The following is a 20,654-nucleotide window of genomic DNA, read 5'->3' on the forward strand; positions in this document are numbered from 1 at the left end:
GCTACGTTCCTAGAGTTCCACGACCGAGCGCAGCACGCGGCCGGTCTTCATGGTTTCGAATGCTTCGTTGACGTCTTCGAGGCGGATGCGCTCGGAGACGAAGCCGTCCAGGTCGAGGCGGCCGAGCAGGTACTGGTCCACGAATTCGGGGAAGTCGCGGGAGGGCAGGGTGTCGCCGTACCATGCGCTCTTGATGGAGCCGCCGCGGCCGAAGACCTCATCCAGCGGGACGTCCCAGGTGGTGCCGGGGGCGGGCACGCCGACGAGGACGACGCGGCCAGCCAGGTCGCGTGCCTCGAATGCCTGCTTGAAGGTGGGGGCGATGCCGACAGCGTCGATGACGAGGTCTGCGCCGAAGCCGCCGGTGAGTTCCTTGACTGCCTCGACGGGGTCGACCTTGGAGGAGTTCACAGTGTGGGTTGCGCCGTGCTCGCGTGCGCGTGCCAGCTTCTCTTCGTCGATGTCGACGGCGATGATGGTGGTTGCGCCACCGAGCTGTGCGCCTGCGATTGCTGCGGTGCCGACGCCGCCGCAACCGATGACAGCGACGGACTCGCCGCGCTTGAGTTCACCGGTGTTCAGTACAGCGCCCAGACCTGCGGTGACGCCGCAGCCGAGCAGACCGATTGCTGCGTACTGTTCGGGGCTGATGTCAGCGGTGATCTTGGTGCACTGACCTGCTGCGACGAGGGTCTTCTCCGCGAAGGAGCCGATACCCAGCGCGGGGGTGAGCTCGGTGCCGTCCTCGAGGGTCATCTTCTGGGTTGCGTTGTGGGTTGCGAAGCAGTACTGCGGCTGGCCCTTGCGGCATGCGCGGCATTCGCCGCAGACGGCACGCCAGTTGAGGATGACCAGGTCGCCGGGGGCGATGTTGGTGACGTCATCGCCGACAGCCTCGACGATACCTGCGGACTCGTGGCCGAGCAGGTAGGGGAAGTCCTGGCCGACGCCGCCGGTGACGTAGTGGTGATCGGTCTGGCAGACACCGCAGGTGAGGACCTTGACGAGTGCTTCGCCCTTGCCGGGGTCGGGTACGTTGATGGTGGTGACGGTGACGGGTGCGTCCTGGGAGAGGGCTACGACAGCCTTAACCTTGTGCATGGTGCTCCTTTGTTGAGGTGCGGTTGAGGTCCAACCGCAGATAAAGGTTTTTTGATACGTTCCCATTCTACGAGCATTGGCGCACCTGGTGCACGATAAAGCTGATAGTGAAGCCACCACGCGAATTTGACGTTTTATGACGTTGTCGCTTACTTCGCCCGGAATCTGGAACCTGGACGCCGTAGCCTGCGGCTGCTTACTCTGCCGTTTCTACCTCTGCCGCCTCCACCTCAGCGGCGAAGGCGAGCGCGCCGCGTCGGAACGCGCCCGAGGTCAGTGCGTTCACGTGGTCGCGGCCGGGCAGGGAGATGAAACGGTTGAGCGGGTTGTTGTCGCGCACCATATCGTAGAGTTCCGCACCGTCGGCGGCGATGGTGTCCGCGTCACCGAGTACCACCGCAACGGGTACGCGCGGATGCGCGCCCGGGTGGCCCGCCGGCAAATCCGGGGATCCGGCGCGCAGGGCGGGCACGTCGAAGAACGGGCCGAAGGGAATCCGAACGAACTTCAGTAGCGCGTCGGGCTGGATGGGGGAGCCGTCAATAATCGAGGTGAAGGAGGCGATCGCCTCGGCGGTGGAGTCCGCCGCGGGGGTTTCTGCGCTCGCGGAGGCGCTGGTCCCCTCGTGCGCTTCGAGCATGGCGCGCAGGGTGATGAGGTGGTCGTGCAGGGGCAGTCCGCCCAAGGTGAGGGATGCGACCGCCTCCGGGTGGGTGAGGGCGAGTTCCCATCCGACGCGGGCGCCGAAGGAGAAACCGATAACGTGTGCGCGCGGCTGTAGCTCCACGTCGAGGTTGTTCTCCGTGGCGACGGCTCGCAGCAGCTGGGCAAGTGCGTTGGTGAGCAGGTGAATGGGGGTGAGGCGCTGACCCGTCGTATTGACAGAGGGCACCGAATCGAACGGGATTTCACTGCTCATAACCTGCGTATGGGCAGGCAGTTTGCAGTCAACCGTGAACTGTGGGTCTTTGAGGTATGTGTTCGTGTGGTAGGGCAGATTGACAGCTAGTACAGGGTATCCGGCGCGCAGATATTGGCGAATCCAGCCGGTGCCCCCGTAGAGCTGGTCACCGCGGGTGGCGAAGCCGTGAATCATGAGGGCGGGGATACGGCTTTTGAGCTGCTGCGGCTGGTAGAGGGTGTACTCGAGGTCAGGGAGAGCAACGGCGGGCGCGGCGGCATTGGGCGCTTCAACACTGGGTGCATCAACACTGGACGCAGCGGCGTTGGGTACAGCAAAGGGCGCGGGAGAGAAATCTGCACTGGTCATATGTCTATCTTAGTGACCAGCGCGGGATTTCTGTCCCACGCCCTTGAAAGGTTGAGGCGATACGCGCTCAGCTGAGCTGCCGCTTAGTTCTTCTGTGCCGCACCGGTGGACTTATCGGTGCCCGGGTCGAAGAGCGTCTGCTGCTGAGAGTCAGTCTTCGCCTTAGATTCGGCGGCTTCCGCCGTGGCGTCTGCCTTCGCCTGTTGCGTCTTGGCGTTGTCGAGGCGCTCCTTACCATCGGCAATGAGCGTGCGAATCATGGCGGTGTTGGTGTCCACCGCCTTCTGTACGCGAGCCGCAATGGAGGGGCCCTTCGGCTTGGGGAGCATGCCCTGGCCTGCCGCCTGCTGCTGCAGTTCGCGTCCTGCAGACATGAGCCGCTCCTGACGTGCCTCCAGCGCACGGGATGCGGAGGTGCTGCGCGGCTGAACCTTCAGGAGTCCGCGGTCGTCTTCGCCGGCAATGATTTGGCGCATGAGCATGATTTCTGCGTCCAGGTGCGCGCCGAAGAGCAGCATATTGTTCATAATCCAGATGAACAGCAGCATCACGATCACACCACCGATCAGGCCGTAGGTGGCGTTGTATTTGCTGAAGTTATTGGCGTAGAGGGTGAAGCCGAAACCGCCCAGACCCATACCGAAGAGTGCCAGCGCCGCGCCGGGGGAGAGCTTCCACGGCTTGAAGCGGCGCACGTTCGGGGTGGTGGAGTAAAGCAGGGTAATCAGGGCGATCGCCATGAATAGAATCAGCACCCAGCGGCCGTTGAGCCAGAGGAGCTTGATGAGCTCCATGTCCACAGTTTTGGGTACATACTGACCGACCATGTCCAAGACAGTTACGCCCAGTAGCAGCATGAGCATCATGAGTACCACGAGGATGATGATCACGGTGGTGACGAGGACGTTCAGCGGCTTGAGAATCCAGCCGGGGCGGCCTTCACGCACCCCGTAGACGGTGTTGAGTGCTCGGCCGAAGGATCCGGTGTACCCGGAGGCGGACCAGATCGCACTGAGGATACCGGTCAACAGCACCAGGCCTGCGCCATGGTCGCCGGTAATCTGCTTGATGGGGTCTTCCATAATGGCGTACATCTGGGCGGGTGCGTTGTCCTTGAGGAAGGCGAGGATGACCGCGGCGCTTTCCTCACCGTGCCCAAACACACCCAGTAGCGAGACGATTGCCAGCAGGGCGGGGAAGATGGACAGCACGGTGAAGTAGGTGAGTGCTGCCGCCATGTCGCTTGCGCCGTTTACGCCGAACTTGAAGATGGCACGGCGCAGGATGTAGAGGATGCTGCCCTTGGGGAAGTCGCGTAGTTTCACGCTGGCGTACTTGGGGGCTGCGGGCTTCTTCTTACGGGAGAAGAGTCCGCGTCGAGCTCCGGCGGACACCGTGGTTGAGGAGGTGTCCGTGGAAGAGCCGGTGTGTGCAGCCAATGGGGCTCCTTGAATGAGTGGGATGTACACAGTGGTGCGCCTATTAGCTTCAGCGTGCGGGCTTCAGCTGCGGGTTTTAGCGTGTGGGCGCACAGAAGGGGCGGAGAGAACAATGAGCTGTCCTTCCCGCCCCTGCGGTGACATTATAGGGTTTTCTGACCCTCCCGCATTTTTCTGCGAGTGCAGATACTTGACCTGTTGGTCAATTAGAGAGGGTCGCCGCCCCAAAAAGCTTAAAAAAGCCTTGTCGGATACTGTTATCGACTAGCTGAAAACTAGTTGTGAATACCCAAAACCTTAGCGGTGTGAGCCATAACCTCATCAGCCAGGTCGTGGTTGTCGTTGAGCTTCACGCCGTAACCGGGGATGAGTTCCTTCAGGCGAGGCTCCCAGCCAGCCATCTTTGCGGGGAAGCACTGCTTGAGCAGGTTCAGCATAATCGGAGCCGCGGTAGAAGCACCGGGGGATGCACCCAGCAGCGCCGCAATGGAGCCGTCAGCTGCAGAAACAACCTCGGTACCGAACTGCAGGATGCCGCCCTTCTTCGCGTCCTTCTTCATAATCTGGACGCGCTGGCCGGCCTCGATGAGCTCCCACTCGCCGCCGTCAGCCTCGGGGTAGTACTGGTGCAGGGTCTCCAGGCGAGCGTTCTTGTTCTTGACCAGCTCGGAGAGCAGGTACTTGACCAGGGAGAAGTTGTCCAGACCTGCACGGGTCATGGGGTACAGGTTGTGCAGGCGCAGGGACAGCGGCAGATCCAGTACGGAACCCTGCTTCAAGAAGTTCGTCTTGAAACCGGCGTAGGGGCCGAAGAGCAGGGCGCGCTTGCCGTCCACGTAGCGGGTGTCCAGGTGGGGCACAGACATGGGAGGCGCACCCACCGAAGCCTGACCGTACACCTTAGCGTTGTGCTGGTTTGCGGTAGCCTCGTGGGTGTTGCGCAGGAACAGACCGGAGACGGGGAAGCCGCCGTAGCCCTTACCCTCTTCAATGCCGGACTTCTGCAACAGGTGCAGGGCGCCACCACCGGCGCCGAGGAACACGAACTTCGCGTTGATGCTCAGGGGCTCATCCTTGTTGATGCGGTTGATGGCGTCAACGGTCCAGGAGCCGTTGGATTCGCGGTTCAGGTTGGTGACCTGGTAGCCGTAGCGAACCTCAACACCCTTGGTCTGCAGGTAATCGACCAGCTGCTCGGTGAGGAAACCGAAGTTCACGTCGGTACCTTCGGGGGACCAGGTTGCGGCCATCTGCTCGTTACCCTTACGGCCCTTGACGGTCAGCGGTGCCCACTCAGCGATCTTGTCGCGGTCAGCGGAGAACTGCATGCGCTCGAAGAGCTTCTCCTTGCGGAAGGAATCGTAGCGTGCAGCCAGGTACTTGGAGTGGTCCTCACCGAAGACCAGAGACATGTGGGGTACCGGGTTGATGAAGCTGGTGTCAGTCAGAATATTCTTCTCAACCAGGGATGCCCAGAACTGGCGCGAAACCTGGAACTGCTCGTTAATGTTCAGAGCCTTGGCAGCGGAGACAGTGCCGTCGGGACCAGCGGGGGCGTAGTTGAGTTCGCACAGTGCCGAGTGGCCGGTACCTGCGTTATTCCAGGGGTTGGAGGATTCCTGAGCAACCTTGTCGAGGCGTTCGAGCAGGATAATATTCCAGGTCGGTTCGAGCTCCTTGAGGAACACGCCGAGGGTGGCGCTCATGATGCCGCCGCCGACCAGGACGACGTCGGTTCGTTCAGTACGTGCTACCACTGAATTCTCCCTTGGGGTGAGGGTGCCCGGCCTTGGGCACAATGACTGTGGGGTACATCATCTAGACTACCCCTTTTAGTGGGGGAGGCATAGCTAGAATCAGCAAATAACAGGAGAGTGTTGCAGTTCACACTCTAGCTTCCCTGGAAGGTAAAAACCCTCTAAGGCACGCCAAACACACATGCAACGCAATACTCAAACCTGAACTGTCTACAACTTACGCAGCTTACTGAACAGCTCAATCGCATTCTGCTCCGTTTGATAACCCTGAACCTCACGGCTCACAGCCACCTTAGACGTCACATTCAGCAGCGGAACCGCCGGCATGAACTGACCCAGCTGAGACAGAACCTTCGCGTACAACTCACGCTGCGAATCCACCGAATCGGCAGAATCTGCGGTACGAATCGCCTCCAGAATCTCCGTAAAACGAGGCGACGGCGCCACAGCCGCAGCAGTAGGCGACGGCGAAGGAGTTGCCGACGGGCTCGGCGATGCAGAAGCCGAAGCCTCCTCCTCAGGAGTCAACGGATCCGGCGAATAGCTCGGGTGCGGGCTCGGAGTCGCAGAAATCCGTACATTCGAATCTGAACCGCCCGACGAGGGCACATCAGAACTCTTCTTCGTCAAACCAGTCGTCATATCCGATGGCGCATTCGTAATCAACGAACGCACCTGATGCTCAGCAATCAGCGGCGCCAACACCGGACCAAAGAACGCATACGGGTCACGGTACATGCCGTAGAAACCAGCCAGCGTAATACCGCGCTCAGAAGAAACCTCACGGCTCTTCGGCAGATACTCAGCCCACGGCAGAGGCACCGGCTTAATATTCAGGCCCACCTCAATCAGCGAAGCCACCATCTCCGAATACACCTTCTGCGGAGTATCCATCCACGGCAGAGACACATCGGCAGGGTAGTAGCACTCAATCACCTGATTGTCGTACCCTGCCGCCGCCAACAGTGAGCGCGCCATATCCTGATTGCGGTCCGTGTAATCCTTCGCGTCATCAGCCTTAATGCGGAACGACGGCGAAATCAGCGTCTGCGCATCCGAGGTGCCCTGCGGATAATACTGACGTAGTGCGCCACGGTCCACCGCATGCGAAATAGCGCGACGCACCGAAATATTCTTCAACACCGGATGCGCTGTATTCAAACCCAAATACACCAGCGAGAACGGGTCACGACCCGGAGTCTGATAACCATCACGCGCCAACTGACCCAGATCAGTTGAATTCACCTGATCACACGCATCAATATGACCCTCCATCAGCGCAAAATAACGCTTATCCGACGAAGTGAGGGTCGAAATCTGAATCTCATCCAGCTCAGGTGCCTGACCCTCAAAATGGGTATTCTTCAGCAGACGCACCGTGCCGTCCTTGAACGACTCCACACGGAACGCACCCGTACCCACCGGGTGCCCCGTCAACTTCAGGTCAGCACCAAAAAGCGAAGGCTCAATAATGCCGAACGCCTGCTGCGTCAAAATACGCGGGAACGCCAACGAAGGACGCGACAGCGTCACCACCACAGAGTTACCATTCGCCACCACCGACGAAACCAACGGCATAAAAGGCTGCACCGCATACAGCACAGAAGCATTCTGCGCGGGCTTCTTATCACTCGGACGCGCAGCATCAGAAGCGCTCGCAGAAGCAGAAACCGACGGGGATGCGCTCGGGGTAGCAGTCTCAGAAGCAGTAGCGGAGGCGCTCGCAGAAGCAGTCGGAGTAGCGGCACCAGATGGAGACGCCTGAACAGGCGTAGGCTCCACCGCCGAAGGATCAACAGAACCCGGCTTCGGCACACCAAAACCCCACGCAAACAACGGCTGAGCAGGCACTGCCAAAGTAGCAGTACCCTCACCCGTAGCCAACGCCTGCCACCTCTGGAAATTCTGCACCACAGCATCCGCAGTCAACGCAACGCCATTACTAAAATGCACCTCACGCAACACAAACGTATGCGTCAAACGGTCATCAGAAACCTTCCAGTCACTACACAACGAATCCTGAACCTCAGGATCACCCGTGTAATGATTCGCCACCAACAACGTCTGCAAAACCTGCGCCGTCACCTGATACGTACTCGCCACAGGAAACAACGCCGGATCCAAACCCAACGGCGCCGCACCCTGCGCAAAACGAAACACACGACGAGTATCAGCAGAGGACGCACTCGCCGAAGAATCAGCAGATGAACCAGCAGACGACTGATCGGAACACGCAGAAAGCGCCAAACCAGCACTAAAAAGCGCGCCAAAACGCAAAACGGCGCGTCGACTCAAGCCACTCGAGCCGGCAGCGGCTCGCAGCAGCGCATCAGAATTGCCAACAGCTGACGATGCATAAGGCTGATGCTGCACGGGAGGGTCCTCTCTTCCGTCGCGGATGCTTACCTCTCAGGATAACGGTTCAACACCAAACCGGGCGAGACACACCCACCCCGGCAAGGCACATACAAGGGCAAGGCACATACAAGAGAACCCGCCGCCACGAAAACCGTGACGGCGGGCCCAATGTAAATGTGTGTGTGCGCGAGGGGGGACTTGAACCCCCACGCCATAAGGCACAGGAACCTAAATCCTGCGTGTCTGCCAATTTCACCACTCGCGCGCAGTGTCACCCCACATCAAAAGATGCATGCGTCTGAGGCAACAAAAAATTAGTGTACACCAGGAACCAAGGTTCTCCAAGCCTTAAAATCAGTCCCCATAGGGCAAAAAAACCCGCAAACACGCCAAACAGTAACCCTCGTGTAGAGCCGCCGCCCCTCACGCTACACACACAGAAAGCACGACCCTACTTCGGATCAATACCCAAATCACGACGCAACTTCGCCACATGACCCGTCGCACGCACATTGTACTGAGCCACAGAAATAACACCCTGCTCATCAATCACAAACGTCGAACGAATCAGGCCCTCATACACCCTGCCGTAATTCTTCTTCTCACCCCACGCACCATACGCCTCAGCCACCGCATGATCAGCATCAGACAGCAGCGGGAACGTCAACGACTCCTTCTCCACAAAACGCGCAATAGCCGCCGGCGAATCCGGAGAAACACCCAACACCACATAACCCAACGACTTCAACGACGCCAAATTATCGCGGAAATCGCACGCCTCCTTAGTACAACCCGGAGTCGACGCCTTCGGATAAAAATACAAAATCACCTTGCTGCCCGCATAATCACTCAGACTATGCTCCACACCCGACGCATCAGCAAGGGTAAAAGCAGGCGCCGGAACACCCGGCTCAAGACGAACACTCATCAAAACTCCTAAAACAACAAACAGGGGAGGGGACAGAAGCGCCCCACACAGTACACACACTAGTGTCCCACACACCCCACCCAAACAATGTGTCCAGGCTCACCATGAATCAACTTGCGCACACCACAAAAACTCGCGTATAGTATTTTTTTGTTGCAAGGGAAACCTTGAAAAACAAATAAGCGCCTCTAGCTCAATTGGCAGAGCAATTGACTCTTAATCAATGGGTTCTGGGTTCGAGTCCCAGGGGGCGCACTTCACAAGAAATCCCGCTGATTCTTCGGAATCGGCGGGATTTTTGCGTTCCCCTTGAAATACAGTCTTTATGGGTTGAGGAGTCTGTGTTCGGCTTTGTTTCTGATGGTGCGCGCCGCATGTTTCCTCCGCGCCTACGCAGGGGCACCCGTCACCCGGACGCTCCGCCCTTCCTCGCTTCGCTGCGGAAGAGCGTCCGTGTGACACCCTGAGGGCGCTTTCGGAAAACGCGGCGCGCTACCGACGTGCCGCCCGGCTCCTCTGCGTATCTGTGGTTCAGTGGTTCGCGAAATCCCGCCGGGGTGCGGTAGATGCGCGGTGGTTCAGCGTGTGCGCCCCGCGCCTAGCGAACTGGGGCGGGGGAGGGCTGTCGCCTTTTAGCATTTGGCTTGTTGGTAAATCTGGTGCGCGCAGAGGCGTCGGTGCCGTCCGTAGCGACATCAGGGTGCCCGAAGCGAAGCGAGGGCGGGTGCCCCTGTAGGAGCGAGGACGTGCACCGCCCCTCAAGCGGTCAACGTAGCGGGGTGTAGGCATGCGAAAGCCCGCCGCAACCCCAAGGGGTCGCAGCGGGCCTTCAACAAGATAAAGTTGCGGCTACAAGACCGGCCAAATCCGCGTCACAAACTCACGGAAATCCTCAACATCCCGACCCTGCTCCAAAAGTCCAGTGCCAAAGCGGGTTGCAACCTCAGCATTATCCTCAAACGACAAATAAAACGAGCTGCCATTCACCGACTCAATCGTCACCGCATCATCACCCACACGATACGCATGCAACGCATTCGTATTATCAATCGTCGTAGCCGTACCCGCAGGCGTCAACGCCGGCAAATTCACCGGAGCAATAATCACCTCATCAGGCGCATCCTGATACCCAACAATAAAATGCTGCTGATCAGGATACTGATGCAACGCCAAATCAGGATTACGGTAAACAGCACGACCCGTCGCATACACCAAATTGTATGCACCGTAATTAATAATCTGCTCGTCAAAAACCGGGTGCAGAACCCGAATGAGTTCCTCACCCGTCAAAAACTCGCTACTCTCAACAGAGTTACGGGGGTCAACAACCTCTGCGTACTTACTTGCTTCGGTCAGCTCATCAGCGACCGGGATGATCGGTTCGGTCATAGCTTCAGTCTACCGGGGTAACCAACGAAGGTCACGAGTATTTCGCACATATTACGCGCCATGACGCCCAAAAATGCGAGTTTTTCTCACCTGTTCAAAAACCTGCGCTAGAATCCACGCACACGCGCAATGTGTCCACATCATGAAAGAAGAAGGTTGACTTGGGGGTTTCCGTGCAAAAACCACCACGACACCCCATAGAGATTTGACTCACCCTCTTTCGAAGCGCACCATAGAAGGGTGAAGACAGCAATGTTCCAGCGAATTCTAAACCTTGTCGACGTCGCCTAGGGCGAGTGGCAGGGTCTATTCACTGCGACTGAGCGCCCCTACCGCTACCACCAACAGCGAGGGGCATTTTTTATAGCTTGGTACCCCCGGGCATAGGATGCGTGAGGACCACACAAACCCCACGCAGAACATTGAGTACAACGAAGAACCAAAAGACACGAGGCATTTCCATGACCATGGGATTTTCCACTTCTGATGACGCGGCAAACGCTCCCGCAGAACGCATGACCGGTTCTCAGGCAATCGTCCGCACCCTCGAAGACCTGGGTGTGACTGACGTATTCGGCCTGCCTGGTGGAGCTATTCTGCCGACCTATGACCCCCTGTACGACTCCAAGAAGGTCCGCCACATCCTGGTCCGCCACGAGCAGGGCGCAGGCCACGCAGCTCAGGGCTATGCCGTGTCCAGCGGCAAGACCGGTGTGTGCATCGCAACCTCCGGCCCCGGCGCAACCAACCTGCTGACCGCAATCGCCGACGCAAACATGGACTCCGTCCCCCTCGTCGCAATCACCGGCCAGGTGTCCACCGCACTGCTCGGTACCGACGCATTCCAGGAAGCTGACATCGTCGGCATGGCAATGCCCATCTCCAAGCACTCCTTCATGATTACCGACGCGCAGGACATCCCCCGCGCGCTCGCAGCAGCATTCCACATCGCATCCACCGGCCGCCCCGGCCCCGTGCTCGTGGACGTCACTAAGGACGCGCAGGTCGGCATGATGGAATACCGCGGCATTCCCGAAGACCTCGAACTGCGCGGCTACACCCCCGTCACCCGCGGCCACTCCAAGCAGATTCACGAAGCAGCCAAGTTCATCACCGAATCCAAGCGCCCCGTCTTCTACGTCGGTGGTGGCCTGGTCCGTGCAGGTGCCTCCGAAGAGTTCTACAAGCTGGCTAAGCTCATCGGCGCACCCGTCGTCACCACCCTGAACGCTATCGGTGCATTCCCGGATTCCGACCCCCAGAACCTCGGCATGCCCGGCATGCACGGCACCGTCCCCGCCGTCGCCGCAATGCAGAAGTCTGACCTGCTCATCACCCTCGGCGCACGCTTCGACGACCGCGTCACCGGCAAGGTTGACTCCTTCGCACCCGAAGCTAAGGTCATCCACATTGACGTTGACCCGGCAGAAATCTCGAAGATCCGCTTCGCAGACGTGCCGATTGTCGGCGACCTCAAGTACGTCCTGCCCGAGCTGACCGACCTGCTCTCCACCGAGTTCGCAGACCAGCTGCCGAACCTCACCGACTGGTGGAACGAGCTCAACGCAATCCGCAAGGACTACCCGCTCGGCTACGAAAAGCCCAGCGACGGTCTCGGCTCGCCCGAGTACGTCCTCGAGCGCATCAGCGCCCTCACCGGCCCCGACGCATACTACGTCACCGGCGTTGGCCAGCACCAGATGTGGGGCGCACACTACATCAAGCAGGAAAGCCCCCGCCACTTCGTCAGCTCCGCAGGCCTGGGCACCATGGGCTACGGCGTTCCCGCCGGCATGGGCGCAAAGGTCGCGCACCCCGAATCCACCGTGTGGATCATCGACGGTGACGGCTGCTTCCAGATGACCAACCAGGAACTGGTCACCTGCGCACAGAACAACATCCCCGTCAAGGTTGCCATCATCAACAATTCCTCCCTCGGCATGGTGCGCCAGTGGCAGACTCTGTTCTACAACGAGCGCTACTCCAACACCGACCTGAAGGACGGCCACGGCACCGTACGCATCCCCGACTTCGTCAAGCTCGGCGAAGCATACGGTTGCGCAACCTTCCGCTGCGAACGCGACGAAGACGTGGACGCAACCATCAAGGCTGCCCTCGAAATCAACGACCGCCCCGTGGTCATTGACTTCACCGTCAGCCCCCACGCCCTCGTCTGGCCCATGGTCCCGGCAGGCGTATCTAATGACAAGATTTGGGTCGCGAAGAACACTTCGCCCGAGTTCGATCGTGAGGGAGAGAACTAATGTCTCAGCACACTCTGTCCGTTCTGGTAGAAGATAAGCCGGGCGTTCTCACCCGCGTCTCCGGTCTGTTCTCCCGCCGACTGTTCAACATCCTCTCCCTGGCTGTGGGCCCCACCGAAAACCCCGGTGTCTCCCGCATCACCGTCGTGACCGAAGGCGACGCCCACACCATCGAGCAGATCACCAAGCAGCTGAACAAGCTCGTTCACGTGCTGAAGGTCGTCGAGCTTCCCGCCGACTCCTCCACCCGCCGCGGCCACATCCTGATCAAGGTCAAGGCAGACGCAGTAGCACGCCTGCAGATTGTTCAGGCAGCAGACCTGTTCCGTGCATCCGTGATTGACGTTTCCCCTGAGTCTGTTGTCATCGAGGCAACCGGTTCTGAGGAGAAGCTCAACGCACTGCTGGATGTTCTGGAGCCTTACGGTGTTCGCGAAATCGTTCGCGCCGGCACCATCGGCCTGGCACGTGGCCCCCGCGCTATGAGCGAGCGCATCTAACACCCACCAGGGTGCCACGCCAACCCCGCACCAGTGGGGAATAGCAACGGGTATCGCACCGCCTCAACCGGGAAACCGGCGGGCGATGCGATACCCGCCCCTATGGGCTCACAGACCTTCCGGATACTTCAGATACTGAGAAGTACTCTCGACAGCCCGCAGCTAAACAGCTATCAAGTAGAATAGTCAATGTTGAGCCCAGCCTGGGCCGCATATCAAACTTACTGAGGAGAAGAAAAATGGCAGCAACCATTTTCTACAACGACGACGCAGACCTCTCCCTGATCCAGGGCCGCACCGTAGCAGTTATCGGTTACGGCTCCCAGGGCCACGCACACGCACTGAACCTGCGTGACTCCGGTGTGAAGGTCATCGTCGGTCTGTCCGAGGGCTCCAAGTCCCGTGCCAAGGCTGAGGCAGAAGGCCTGCGCGTCGCAACCGTTGCAGAAGCAGCAGCAGAAGCAGACGTCATCATGATCCTGACCCCGGACCAGGTCCAGGCAAAGGTCTACGCAGAGAGCATCGAGCCGAACCTGAAGCCCGGCAACGCACTGTTCTTCGCACACGGCTTCAACATCCGCTTCGGCTACATCACCGCACCCGAGGGTGTCGACGTGGCAATGGTCGCCCCCAAGGGCCCCGGCCACACCGTCCGCCGCGAATTCGAAGCAGGCCGCGGCGTTCCCGCCCTGGTCGCAGTTGAGAAGGACGCATCCGGCGAAGCACTCGCACTGGCACTGTCCTACGCAAAGGCACTGGGCGCAACCCGTGCAGGCGTCATCAAGACCACCTTCACCGAAGAGACCGAGTCCGACCTGTTCGGCGAGCAGGCAGTCCTCTGCGGCTCCACCTCCCAGCTCGTCCAGTACGGCTTCGAGGTCCTGACCGAAGCTGGCTACCAGCCCGAAATCGCATACTTCGAGGTCCTGCACGAGCTCAAGCTCATCGTTGACCTGATGATTGAAGGCGGCATCGCTAAGCAGCGTTGGTCCATCTCCGACACCGCAGAGTACGGCGACTACGTCTCCGGCCCCCGCGTGATCTCCCCCGAGGTCAAGGAAAACATGAAGGCTGTCCTGGCAGACATCCAGAACGGCAACTTCGCAAAGCGCTTCATGGAAGACCAGGCTGCAGGCGCACCCGAGTTCAAGGCACTGCGCGCAAAGGGCGAGGCACACCCCATCGAGGCAACCGGCCGCAAGCTGCGCGAGCTGTTCTCCTGGAACTCCGTTGACGACGACTACACCGAAGGTTCCGTCGCTCGCTAAGCGGTAGCTCAGCAATAGCTTTCTAAGAATCCGGCGCTCCACCCGCACCCCGCCACGGGGGAGGGGGTGGGGCGCCGGATTCTTTGCTGGTTCAGGCTAAATAGCACCACCCGCCAAATATGTGATGCAGTTCATGCTTGCTCGAGTTGCGGGCACCCACAGAATGCCGTATAGTATTTACTTGTTGCAGGGGAAACCCCGAAAAACAAATAAGCGCCTCTAGCTCAATTGGCAGAGCAATTGACTCTTAATCAATGGGTTCTGGGTTCGAGTCCCAGGGGGCGCACTTGAAAGAAAATCCCGCTGATTCTTCGGAATCGGCGGGATTTTTGCGTTCTCTCTGAAAATGCAGTTTTCATGGGTTGAGGAATCGGTGTTCGTCCTCGTTCCTACAGGGGACCTGTCCTCGCAGAGCTCGGACACCCTGATGTCACTACGGACGACACCGATTCCTCGGATGGTTTCTGCGGGTTCGGCAGGGGCGCGTTATCCCGCCGGTTCGTTGGGGTGCGCGGTGGTTCCGTGTGTGCGCCCCGTGCCTAGCGAACTGGGGCGGGGGAGGGCTGTCGCCTGTTTGGTCTGTTGCCTGGTTATTGGATGTTTTGCGTGTGGGGCGGGGAGGGCTGTCGCGGTTTAGCGTGTTGCTTGGCGGCTGGAAGTTTAGGCTGGTGCGCCGTGTTTTCCGGAAGCGCCCTCAGGGTGTCACACGGACGCTCTCCGCAGCGAAGCGAGGAAGGGCGGAGCGTCCGGGTGACGGGTGCCCCTGCGTAGGCGCGGAGGAAACATGCGGCGTGGCAGCCTCCACCCCCGCAAACAAAGAGCCACCGCGTATCAGAGTGTAACCCCGGTGAGAGCCTCGCCTAATACTGCGGTAAACTGAAAGTTATGACTGCAACTCCGTTCTACATCACCACCGCCATCTCCTACCCCAATGGCAACCCGCACATCGGCCACGCCTACGAAACCATCGCAGCCGACGTGCTAGCCCGCTTCAAGCGCCTCGACGGCTTCGACGTGCGCTTCATGACCGGCACCGACGAGCACGGCCAGAAGATGCAGACCACCGCCGAGAAGCTCGGTAAGACCGCCAAGGAACTCGCCGACGAGAACTCCGCACGCTTCAAAGCAATGAACGACGCGCTGAACATCAGCTACGACCGCTTCATCCGCACCACCGACCCCGACCACTACGTCGCATCCCAGGCCATCTGGAAGCGCATGGAAGAAAACGGCGACATCTACCTCGACAAGTACGCCGGCTGGTACTCCGTACGCGACGAAGCCTACTACGCAGAAGACGAAACCGAAGTACGCGACGGCCAGCGCTACGCCATCGCCACCGGTACCGAAGTCGAATGGACCGAAGAAGAGTCCTACTTCTTCCGCCTCTCCAAGTACGGCGACAAGCTCCTCGAACTCTACGCCAACGAAGGCTACGTCTACCCCGAATCGCGCCGTAACGAACTGATCTCCTTCGTCAAGGGCGGCCTCAACGACCTGTCCATCTCCCGCACCACCTTCGACTGGGGCGTACCCGTACCCGGCAACGACAAGCACGTCATGTACGTGTGGGTCGACGCCCTCACCAACTACCTGACCAGCCTCGGCTACCCCGACACCGACAACGAACTGTTCACCAAGTACTGGCCCGCCGACCTGCACCTCATCGGCAAGGACATCACCCGATTCCACTCCATCTACTGGCCCGCATTCCTGTGGTCCGCCGGAATCGAACTGCCCAAGCGCGTCTTCGGCCACGGCTTCCTGCTCGTCAACGGCGAAAAGATGTCCAAGTCCGTCGGTAACGTCGTCGACCCCGCAAACCTCGTCGACGCATTCGGTCTGGACGCCGTCCGCTTCTTCCTCATGCGTGAGGTGTCCTTCGGGCAGGACGGCTCCTACTCCGAAGAGTCCATCATCAACCGCATCAACTCCGACCTGGCAAACAACCTCGGCAACCTCGCCCAGCGTTCGCTGTCCATGGTAGCCAAGAACTGCGGCGGTGCCGTGCCCACCCACGGCGAATTCACCGAAGCCGACCGCAAGATCCTCGACGAGGCGGCAGCCCTCTACGAGCCGGTCCGTGCAGACTTCGACGAGCAGGCATTCCACCGCGCACTCGACCGCATCTGGACCGTTCTCGCAGACACCAACGCCTACTTCGCAGAGCAGGAACCCTGGACCCTGCGCAAGAACGGCGAACTCGACCGCATGAACACCGTCCTGTACGTAACCCTCGAGGTCGTACGCCAGGTTGCCCTGCTGTTGCAGCCCGTCATGCCCGACTCAACCGCCAAGCTGCTGACCCTGCTCGGCGTACCCGAAGGCGACGCACGCCAGTTCGCAGCCCTCGGCACCGCACTCGTGCCCGGCACCGAACTGCCCGCACCCGCACCGGTGTTCCCCCGCTACGAAGCGCCCAAGGCATAACAGCTGCCATTAGCGGACAGCGTCTGAGATAGCGCTGTAACGGATAGCCTCAGAAAGCCCCCGGCATCCTACCCCCAGATGGGGGAGGAGCCGTGGGCTTTTCGCATGCATATATAGGTGTAGGCGCGAGGCAGAGAAGCGGGGGGGGGGAGAGAAAAAAGAGAGAGAACGCTGATTGAGCCGCCACTCATCCTTAAGGATGAGGTCAGAGCCCCGCCCAGCCCGCCACAGGCTCACCTCAGCCCGCGGAAGCACCGGGAAACCCTGCATCCCTCTGCATCTCTAGGCAAAGACCCGGTGAACACCCGCCAAAATCAACCTGGAGGATGAGAAAAACCCTCTAGTCAGCGCCACGTTGCGTGAAATAATTGAACTATGACTACGACAACTCCTCACGCACAGACGGCACAGCCTGCCGTCTCCGCACGAAACCTTTCCAAAACCTACGGCATGGGTGAAGCTACCGTCCACGCCCTCAACAACGTCTCCGTTGACTTTGAGCAGGGCAAGTTCACCGCCATTATGGGCCCCTCCGGCTCGGGTAAGTCCACGCTGATGCAGACCATCGCAACCCTGGACACCCCCGACCCGAACCCGGCAACCTCGATTCGTATTGGCGGTACCGAGCTCTTCGGCCTGAAGGACAACGCCCTCACCGAGTTCCGCCGCGAACACATCGGCTTCATCTTCCAGGCGTTCAACCTGGTGCCCACCCTCACCGCGGGCCAGAACATTGACCTGCCGCTGGGCCTTGCCGGTAAGAAGCCCGACCCGCAGTGGCGCGACTACCTGGTCAAGACCCTCGGCCTGGAAACCCGCCTCGACCACCGCCCCGAACAGCTCTCCGGCGGTCAGCAGCAGCGCGTCGCCATCGTGCGCGCACTGCTTGCACGCCCCGAAGTGGTCTTCGCCGACGAACCGACCGGTAACCTCGACTCCAACTCCGGCGCCGAGGTGCTGCGCCTGCTGCGTGCCGCCGCAACCGACCACGCACAGACCATCCTCATGGTCACCCACGACGCAAACGCCGCCTCCTACGCAGACCGCGTGGTCTTCATCAAGGACGGCATGGTCGCCGGCGAAATGATCGAACCCACCTACGACGCCGTCCTCGGCGCAATGGCACAGCTGGAAGGTCGATAAGCCGTGGCAACCACACTGAACACGGTGGCGCGCTCCAACCTGCGCGCCTCCAAAGGAAAATACATCCTCACGGGTATAGGCATCGCGATTTCGTCCTTCTTTATCGCAGCCATCATGATGCTCACCAACTCGCTGCAGGCGACCGTCAACTCCTCCGTCAGTGACGTGCTCTCCCGCGCCGAGGCGGTCGTCGCCTCCGCCGCTACAACCAGCGACGGTAAAGACAGCACCGCCATCTTCCTGACCCGCGACCAGATTAAGAAGGTGGAACAGAGCAACCTGCTCTCCGGCTACTGGGTGCAGTACGCCGTTGCAGGTACGATCGGCACCGGCGATCAGAAAGCCCAGGTGCAGTACAACCAGCTGCCCGCCGACTCGAGCCTCTTCCCGTACAAGGTGCAGGGCAAAATCCCCAGTAGCGACCACGAAATCATGGTCTCTACCTACTTTGCGAAGAAGCACAACCTCTCGCTGAACGGCAAGGTCACCAGCACCGACGTTGTAGAATCCGTCAGCGCCCCCGGTACTGACAAGACCGCCGAATATACCGTCGTCGGTCTGTTCGACCCCGGGTTTGAAGGCTCCACTACCAATCAGGCTGTCTTCATTGGCGGCACCAGCCTCGGCGAAGCCACCCTGCAAGCAGCCGAGACAGAAAATAAGAGCTCCGCGGCAGGCTACCGCAGCATGGCTGGCGCGAACCTCATCTACCTCAAGTTCAAGGACGGCGTAACCGACGCCAAACTCAAGAGCCTGCAGGATACCCTCAGCAGCGGCGACACGAAGAACGACCCGCGCGTCATGACCGGTCAGAAGCTGCTGGAAGACTACCAGAAGAGTATCTCCACGGTCTTCACCTCCATTAGCGTGGTCCTGGGCGCCTTCGCGGCACTGGCTCTGCTGGTTTCCTCCTTCGTCATCTCCAACACCTTCGCGGTGCTGGTCGGCCAGCGCATCCGTGAGCTCGCCCTGCTGCGCACCCTCGGTGCCCGCGGCGGCTCCCTCGTGCGGATGCTGCTCGTCGAATCCATTACCGTGGGCGTGGTGTTCTCCCTCATCGGTGCACTGCTGACCTTCCCGGTCGGCATGCTGGTTGGTGCGAACCTCACCAGCATCATGATTTCGTACTCGATTACCCCGGTAATCATCAGTACCCTGATCTGCACCATCGTCACGGTTCTGGCGTCGCTCTCCCCGGCACGAAGCGCCCTGAGCATCTCGCCCATTAGCGCGATGAGCGAACACACCAACCTTGAGGTGCGCAAGCCCGGCAAGGTCGGCCCGATCCTGGGTCTGGTCTTCGGTGTCGCAGGTATCGGCCTGGTTATGCTGGCTCAGAACCAGGGTTCCGGTGAGGGTGCCGGCAATAAGGCTATCCTCTTCATGATGGGGGCCGCGCTGCTGCTCGGTATTGCAGTCTTCCTCATCACCCCGCTGGTACTGCCGCCGCTGGTACGCGCCCTCGGCGCGGTCACCCGCACCCAGACCGGCAAGCTCGCGCTCGCCAACGCGCTGCGTTCGCCCAAGCGCACCGTCTCCACCGGTCGTGCCGTGCTGGTGGGTACCCTGGTCGTGTCGACTGTGCTGACCGGTTACTCGGTGTTGAGCGCCTCGCTGACCAAGGCCCTGGATCAGCAGTACCCGATTTCTGCGCAGGCAAGGTACAGCTCTTATGACCAGTCTGAGGCGGCCTCCACCGTGACCAAGGCGGAAGGTATCGCCTCCAAGGTCAAGGGTATTAAGAACGTTCAGGCATCCGCCGTCGGTTACGCAGCCGGTGTGGTTGACTACACCGTCGAGTACGAGGGTCAGACCGCCAACCAGAACGCTGACCTGGTGGCGTTGAGCTCCTCCGATTTGAAGGCAATCCTGCCGGACGAAAACTCGAACCTTGCTGACGACACCGTGCTCGTACCCCAGGGACTCTGGAAGTCCGCTGGATTGAATGAGTCCAGCCGCCTGAAGGCGCACGGCCCGCTCGGCGAACTGGAGCTTAAGCCCGTCAAGTCCGAAACCAAGCAGACCCTGCTGATTGTTAACCCTGCCACCGCCGCTAAGTTGCAGGACTCCAAGAACCCGCAGGCAGTTGCCAACCCCGCCGCTGAGGAAGCTCAGAAGCGCATGGAAGAAGCCATCGCGAGCGGCGATCAGGAAGCGCAGACCAAGGCGGCACATCTGACCGTCACCAGCCAGGCACGCGGTAATGACACCTTCGTTCTGGTGCGTGCGGCATCCCCGCTGACCAGTAGCGAGAACGTGACCCTGCAGGCTGACCTGAACCGAGCCAGCCCGGACAGCTCCTTCACCGGTGGCTTGCAGGAACGTCAAACCTACGACCAGCTGCTGACCGTCATGCTGACCTTCACCCTGGTGATGCTCATGCTCGCAGTGGTCATCTCCATCATTGGTGTGGCGAACACGATGACCCTGTCGGTCAACGAACGCCGCCGTGAGAACGCGATGCTCCGCTCGCTGGGCCTGTCCCGCAAGCAGCTGCGCCGCATGATTTCCATTGAGGCGATCCTGATTACGCTCGCCGCAGTGGTGCTCGGTATGGTTTCCGGTGCGGTGATTGGTAGCCTCTCGGCACAGATTATTATGTCTTCCATGAGCGCTTCCGCCCCGCTGGTGCTTGACCTGCCGTACGTCTGGTACGTGGTCATCCTGATTGTAGGTGTGCTCGCCGCGATGCTCGCTTCGGCTCTGCCGGCGGCTCGTTCGGCTCGCATGTCCCCGGTTGAGGGTATGCGCGGCTAACCCGGCATAGCCACAGTATTCGGTATATCCCCGGATACTCGGTGTGAGAT

13 protein-coding genes and 3 tRNA genes are annotated in these 20,654 nt (G+C 60.0%); 8 read left to right on the forward strand and 8 right to left on the reverse strand.

The genetic code is table 11. The features are described from left to right. Positions 1 to 9: 9 nt before the first annotated feature. The 7 genes from RM6536_RS07120 to bcp form a co-directional block, all read right to left on the reverse strand. The gene (locus RM6536_RS07120) at positions 10 to 1,101 is read right to left on the reverse strand and encodes an S-(hydroxymethyl)mycothiol dehydrogenase (RefSeq protein WP_060824590.1); all 1,092 of its coding nucleotides are present in this window, start codon (positions 1,099 to 1,101) and stop codon (positions 10 to 12) included. A 196-nt stretch (positions 1,102 to 1,297) separates the two neighbouring features. Beyond that, positions 1,298 to 2,371, reverse strand: a complete 1,074-nt coding sequence (locus RM6536_RS07125) for an alpha/beta hydrolase (RefSeq protein WP_060824591.1) — start codon at positions 2,369 to 2,371, stop codon at positions 1,298 to 1,300. An 83-nt stretch (positions 2,372 to 2,454) separates the two neighbouring features. Then, a complete protein-coding gene (locus RM6536_RS07130; protein ID WP_060824592.1) occupies positions 2,455 to 3,810 on the reverse strand; it encodes a YihY/virulence factor BrkB family protein in 1,356 nt (451 codons plus the stop codon). Between the two features lie 275 nt (positions 3,811 to 4,085). Continuing rightward, complete coding sequence (locus RM6536_RS07135) at positions 4,086 to 5,567, reverse strand: malate:quinone oxidoreductase (RefSeq protein WP_060824593.1); 1,482 nt, start codon at positions 5,565 to 5,567, stop codon at positions 4,086 to 4,088. 210 nt (positions 5,568 to 5,777) lie between these two features. Beyond that, entirely contained in the window at positions 5,778 to 7,940 is a 2,163-nt protein-coding gene (locus RM6536_RS07140) for an ABC transporter substrate-binding protein (protein ID WP_060824594.1), read from the reverse strand. 168 nt (positions 7,941 to 8,108) lie between these two features. Beyond that, positions 8,109 to 8,190: transfer RNA gene (locus RM6536_RS07145), tRNA-Leu, on the reverse strand. 186 nt (positions 8,191 to 8,376) lie between these two features. Continuing rightward, positions 8,377 to 8,853 (reverse strand): thioredoxin-dependent thiol peroxidase, encoded by a 477-nt coding sequence (gene bcp / locus RM6536_RS07150; protein WP_060824595.1) that lies wholly within the window; start codon positions 8,851 to 8,853, stop codon positions 8,377 to 8,379. A 182-nt stretch (positions 8,854 to 9,035) separates the two neighbouring features. Here bcp and RM6536_RS07155 point away from each other — a divergent pair. Next, positions 9,036 to 9,108: transfer RNA gene (locus RM6536_RS07155), tRNA-Lys, on the forward strand. A 594-nt stretch (positions 9,109 to 9,702) separates the two neighbouring features. Here the strand turns inward: RM6536_RS07155 and RM6536_RS07160 are convergent. Next, complete coding sequence (locus tag RM6536_RS07160) at positions 9,703 to 10,242, reverse strand: hypothetical protein (RefSeq protein ID WP_060824596.1); 540 nt, start codon at positions 10,240 to 10,242, stop codon at positions 9,703 to 9,705. A gap of 461 nt (positions 10,243 to 10,703) precedes the next feature. Here RM6536_RS07160 and RM6536_RS07165 point away from each other — a divergent pair, with 461 nt between their 5' ends. The 7 genes from RM6536_RS07165 (at position 10,704) to RM6536_RS07195 (ending at position 20,604) form a co-directional block, all read left to right on the forward strand. Further along, positions 10,704 to 12,506 (forward strand): acetolactate synthase large subunit, encoded by a 1,803-nt coding sequence (locus tag RM6536_RS07165; RefSeq protein ID WP_060824597.1) that lies wholly within the window; start codon positions 10,704 to 10,706, stop codon positions 12,504 to 12,506. Further along, positions 12,506 to 13,006, forward strand: coding sequence for an acetolactate synthase small subunit (gene ilvN, locus RM6536_RS07170; RefSeq protein WP_060824598.1), 501 nt, complete (start codon positions 12,506 to 12,508; stop codon positions 13,004 to 13,006). The genes RM6536_RS07165 and ilvN overlap by 1 nt, the downstream gene beginning before the upstream one ends. Positions 13,007 to 13,245: 239 nt before the next feature. After that, positions 13,246 to 14,274 (forward strand): ketol-acid reductoisomerase, encoded by a 1,029-nt coding sequence (gene ilvC / locus RM6536_RS07175; protein WP_060824599.1) that lies wholly within the window; start codon positions 13,246 to 13,248, stop codon positions 14,272 to 14,274. A gap of 213 nt (positions 14,275 to 14,487) precedes the next feature. Then, positions 14,488 to 14,560 (forward strand) — tRNA-Lys (locus RM6536_RS07180). 599 nt (positions 14,561 to 15,159) lie between these two features. Continuing rightward, positions 15,160 to 16,704 carry a methionine--tRNA ligase gene (gene metG / locus RM6536_RS07185; RefSeq protein ID WP_060824600.1) on the forward strand — a complete coding sequence of 515 codons (1,545 nt, stop codon included), beginning with the start codon at positions 15,160 to 15,162 and terminating at the stop codon, positions 16,702 to 16,704. 375 nt (positions 16,705 to 17,079) lie between these two features. Further along, on the forward strand, positions 17,080 to 17,847 hold the full coding sequence (locus RM6536_RS07190) for an ABC transporter ATP-binding protein (RefSeq protein WP_012903286.1): 768 nt from the start codon (positions 17,080 to 17,082) through the stop codon (positions 17,845 to 17,847). 3 nt (positions 17,848 to 17,850) lie between these two features. Next, positions 17,851 to 20,604 (forward strand): ABC transporter permease, encoded by a 2,754-nt coding sequence (locus tag RM6536_RS07195; RefSeq protein ID WP_060824601.1) that lies wholly within the window; start codon positions 17,851 to 17,853, stop codon positions 20,602 to 20,604. The last annotated feature ends 50 nt before the right edge of the window (positions 20,605 to 20,654 follow it).

This window comes from Rothia mucilaginosa (genome assembly GCF_001548235.1).
GTDB lineage: Bacteria > Actinomycetota > Actinomycetes > Actinomycetales > Micrococcaceae > Rothia > Rothia mucilaginosa_B.

Coding starts and splice junctions, on each gene's coding strand:
- RM6536_RS07160 (WP_060824596.1), bottom strand. CDS start 10,242: ATGACCGAACCGATCATCCCGGTCGCTGATGAGCTGACCGAAGCAAGT.
- bcp (WP_060824595.1), bottom strand. CDS start 8,853: ATGAGTGTTCGTCTTGAGCCGGGTGTTCCGGCGCCTGCTTTTACCCTT.
- RM6536_RS07125 (WP_060824591.1), bottom strand. CDS start 2,371: ATGACCAGTGCAGATTTCTCTCCCGCGCCCTTTGCTGTACCCAACGCC.
- ilvC (WP_060824599.1), top strand. CDS start 13,246: ATGGCAGCAACCATTTTCTACAACGACGACGCAGACCTCTCCCTGATC.
- ilvN (WP_060824598.1), top strand. CDS start 12,506: ATGTCTCAGCACACTCTGTCCGTTCTGGTAGAAGATAAGCCGGGCGTT.
- RM6536_RS07165 (WP_060824597.1), top strand. CDS start 10,704: ATGACCATGGGATTTTCCACTTCTGATGACGCGGCAAACGCTCCCGCA.
- RM6536_RS07120 (WP_060824590.1), bottom strand. CDS start 1,101: ATGCACAAGGTTAAGGCTGTCGTAGCCCTCTCCCAGGACGCACCCGTC.
- metG (WP_060824600.1), top strand. CDS start 15,160: ATGACTGCAACTCCGTTCTACATCACCACCGCCATCTCCTACCCCAAT.
- RM6536_RS07190 (WP_012903286.1), top strand. CDS start 17,080: ATGACTACGACAACTCCTCACGCACAGACGGCACAGCCTGCCGTCTCC.